The organism is Marinobacter sp. (assembly GCF_033722195.1).
Classification (GTDB): domain Bacteria; phylum Pseudomonadota; class Gammaproteobacteria; order Pseudomonadales; family Oleiphilaceae; genus Marinobacter.
Genome location: NZ_JAWVZL010000163.1, coordinates 1 through 3,800 on the forward strand (window position 1 = coordinate 1; position 3,800 = coordinate 3,800).

A 3,800-nucleotide genomic window follows, 5' to 3' on the forward strand; every position below is an offset into this window, starting at 1 on the left:
CAGGCCGCGCATACCGCGGATTTGGCCTTGCCCGCCGCCGGATCGCCGGCAGCGCTGGCCAGCATGGGGGCAACGGCCAAAAAAGCGAAAACTCCGGCTGCGGTGTAGTTTTTCAGAATCATGCGGTCTAACCTCTCATCGAACGATTTATTGGTTTACTTGTCGGCAGTTACATTGGTCAATCATTACGCGTTCATCCCCTTATAGCACAGCGGGAAATGAACAAAAAAGGCTGGAACAAGGGGTCCTCCCCCGGGAATGCTTTACGCAGTGACACCTTGGTCCGATGACTTTTCGCCGTCATTCATCCCAAAGTACTGGCGGCCCCGTCCACCAGCCAGCCGCGGAGTGCAGCACCAGCCATGTCCATCCTGATTGAAGAAAGACACTGCGCCGAGGGCCGTCTCGGCATCCTTACCCTGGACGAGCCGGACCGCATCAACGCGCTCTCTGAAGCCATGATCGACGCCATGCAGGCAGCGCTGGACCGCTGGGCCGACGATGACCGGATCTGCCTGGTGCTGTTGCAGGGCGCCGGTGACAAGGGTTTCTGTGCCGGCGGCAACCTGCGCAAGCTCTATGACGCGCTCAGCGGCGGCGCCGATACCGGGGCGCCCGTGCGGTTCTTCAGCAAGGAATACCGGCTGGATTACAGCCTGCACCGGTTTCCCAAGCCGGTGGTGGCCTGGGCCCAGGGCGTGGTCATGGGGGGCGGCCTTGGGCTGCTGAGCGCCTGCCGCTACCGTCTGGTCACGCCGGACCTGACCATGGCGATGCCGGAGATCCACATCGGCCTGTTTCCGGATGTGGGTGCCAGCTGGTTCCTAAACCGCCTGCCGGAGGGGCTCGGCCTGTTCCTGGGGCTGACCGGGGCCCGCCTCAATGCCAGCGACGCCCTTCGGGTCGGCCTGGCGGACCTGCCGGTCTACCCCCAACAGCGGGAAGCCCTGATCGAAGCCATGGTGGCCACCCGCTGGACCGGCGAGGTGGCCGCTGATGACAACCGCCTCTACCGCCTGCTGAACCGGATGGAAACCCCACCCCATCACGACCTGCCGGACAGCCACCTGGCCCGGCATGAGCAGACCATCGCCCGGATCTGCCGGGAGGGGGATCTGGGGACCATCAGCACCCGGCTGAGGGCGGAGCAGAGTGACGATCCCTGGTGGCGGGACTGCATGGAAAATCTGCAGAACGGCTGCCCGATGACCGCCTGGCTGGTGCACGAACAGCTGGAACGGGGCCGGCAGATGTCACTGAAGGATGTGTTCCGCATGGAACTGGTGATGGCGGCCAACTGCGCCCGGCAACCGGACCTGGCGGAAGGTATCCGGGCCCGGATGATCGACAAGGACCATCAGCCGCGCTGGCGTCATCGGCGCATCGAAGACGTGACCGCCGACCAGGTGGAGGCCCACTTCCAGCCGCCCTGGACCGGGCAGGACGACCCCCTGGCGTCGCTCTGACAAGCCTCGGCGGCCTCAGGCGTTACTCACCGGCTCCCTAGTAGCCCGCACCCGCCTGCACCAGCAGCATCTCCAGATCGCGATGGCCGTTGGCCCGGGCCACATCCAGAGCGGTCCGGCCCTGGGGGTCGGCGTAGCGGACATCGGCCCCGGCGGCCAGCAGGACCTCGGCGGTCAGCAGATCGCCACCGGCCACCACCTGCATCAGCAATGACTGCCCGCCCTGGCTGACGTTGACGTTGGCCCCGGCCCCCAGCAGCGCCTTGACCACCGAGAGGTTGCCCGCCCGGGCCGCCAGCAGCAGGGGCGTCTCGCCCCGGACACTGACCGCATTCACCTGCGCACCCGCCGACAGCAGCAACCGGGTGGCACCGCGGTGGCCGCGGTCCGCGGCGGCCATCAGCGGGGTCAGGCCATCGCCGGCGGCCAGATCGGAATCGGCGCCCTGACTGAGCAGGTACCACACCACCTGGTCGTGACCGGATCGGGCCGCCGCCAGCAAGGGCGTGCCCTGCTCGGTGACGGCGTTCAGTGCCGCGCCCTCCCGGGTCAGCGCCTCCACCCGGGCCAGATCGCCCTGCTCGGCTGCCGCCAGCATGGGGGTGTCCGCGGCAGTGGCGCTGCGGTGGTCAAGGTTGGCCGGTGCCGGTGTGCCGGCACAGCCAGCCAGTAACAGGGCAAAGGCCAGCGCGACCAGACCGTTAGGTAGCGGTTGAATGAGGGCACAGACGCCAGTTCCCTTGGCCATGGCAGGATCCCGATGATTGGATAAGGGCCTTATTCTGCCAGCCACGGGCGGGAATTAAAGCGAAGGGTTCACAGCTTGGCAATCAGCTCGCCGACAGGGCTTGTTGCAGCTCCGCTGCCAGCGCTCGCAGGGCCGCCACACCCTGGCGCCGGCCCGGGCAATGGCCGGCGGCCTGCAACTGCGGCCAGGCCCAGCCCTGCAGCACCGCGCGAACCCAGAGCGCGGCCTGGGGGCTGGCGCGGAGCCGATCGGCGGCGCCGGGCTGCAGGCTGAGCCGGACCAGCGCCAGCAGGCTGAGCTCAAAGCCCCGCTGGCCCTGGCAGAAGGCCACCAGTTCCCGGCGATCGTCCGGGCTCAGGGCCGGGGCCGGCGGCTGGCTGGCAGTCAGCATCAGCACCAGCTCCGGGTCCAGATCCGGCCAGCAGCGGGCCAACAGCAGCGGCCAGTGCTCGGCGAGGCGCGCCCGGATACGTTCGGCCAGAGCCCGACCTTGCGGGGAGAGCCCCTGCAGCAGCTGGACGGCGTATTCACCACTGCTGGCTTCGCGCTGCAGGCCAAGGCGCACCGGCTGCAGGCCGGTGCGCTGCCAGAATGCGAGCAACCCCGGGCTGGCACCAAAGCTGGTGCCGATGGCATCCAGTCCCCGCTTCCCGGCGTCCTCGACGGCAACGGCCACCAGCCGCTGCCCCAGGCCCTGCCGCCGGCTCTCCGGATGCACCGCGACCCGGACAATGCGCGCCAGACGCTGGGTCGCGGCTTCGGCAAAACCGCTGTGATTGGCCAGGGACTGGGGCAGCAGATGGCCCCGCAGCCGGCGCCGGCCCGCCGCCACCTGATCCGCCAGGGCCGTGTCCAGGCCGCCCTCGTCGGTCGCCCAGAGTACCGCCAGGATCTGGCCATCGGCCCTGGCCAGCCAGACCCTGGCCGCCGGATCGTCCAGCCACTGCCGCAAATCCCCCGGCGTGGTGCGGTAATGGGAATCCACCAGCAGACCGAAGGCGGCGGCCAGCTCTGTCTCACTGGCCTGGCCCGGATCCCAGCGCTCCAGTTGAAGGTCGCGGTCGGTGCCGGCGCTGACCTCCACCGGCGCCTCCGCGTCCAGCAGGAACAGGCGTCGCACCAGGGCCTCCAGCGGATCCTCCGGCGCCCAGCGGATCGGCCGGCTCAGGGTCAGCGCGTGCCAGCCCGGGCTTTGGCGCTCCAGCTGGGCCCGGAACCGCAGCGTGAAACCACGGCCGGAGCCCTCGTAACCGTGCACGGTGGTGGCGTAGACCACCCGTGGCCAGGCCAGCAGGATGGCGCTGAGCTGGGGCGCGGGTATGGCAGCGGCCTCATCCACCAGCACCAGGCCGGCCGTCGGACGTTCCCGCAGCAGCCGGTCGATGGCGTAGAACTGCAGGGTCTGACCCTCTGCCAGGGTCAGGCTGAGACCATCACTACCCTGTTGCGCGTCCGAACCGGCCACCTCCCGAGCGTGATGAAACAGGGTGCGGACCGCCTCCGGGGAGGCGGCCGTGACCACCACCCGGGCGTCGCTGCCCCGCTCGCTGTTTTGCCGGAGCCAGGCGACGGCCCCCATGCCCAGG

General features: G+C 69.1%; 3 protein-coding genes. 1 reads left to right on the plus strand and 2 read right to left on the minus strand.

The window, feature by feature from the left end; translation table 11 throughout:
• Positions 1–362: 362 nt before the first annotated feature.
• Positions 363–1,466, plus strand: a complete 1,104-nt coding sequence (locus R3280_RS16215) for an enoyl-CoA hydratase/isomerase family protein (protein WP_318999647.1) — start codon at positions 363–365, stop codon at positions 1,464–1,466.
• Between the two features lie 37 nt (positions 1,467–1,503).
• On the opposite strand, the gene R3280_RS16220 is transcribed toward R3280_RS16215, so the two are convergent.
• Together R3280_RS16220 and R3280_RS16225 are read right to left on the minus strand one after the other, a co-directional pair.
• Entirely contained in the window at positions 1,504–2,214 is a 711-nt protein-coding gene (locus tag R3280_RS16220) for an ankyrin repeat domain-containing protein (protein ID WP_318999648.1), read from the minus strand.
• An 82-nt stretch (positions 2,215–2,296) separates the two neighbouring features.
• Positions 2,297–3,800: GNAT family N-acetyltransferase (locus tag R3280_RS16225; protein WP_318999649.1), on the minus strand; the 1,504-nt coding region annotated here is incomplete at its 5' end.

Coding starts and splice junctions, on each gene's coding strand:
- R3280_RS16220 (WP_318999648.1), bottom strand. CDS start 2,214: ATGGCCAAGGGAACTGGCGTCTGTGCCCTCATTCAACCGCTACCTAAC.
- R3280_RS16215 (WP_318999647.1), top strand. CDS start 363: ATGTCCATCCTGATTGAAGAAAGACACTGCGCCGAGGGCCGTCTCGGC.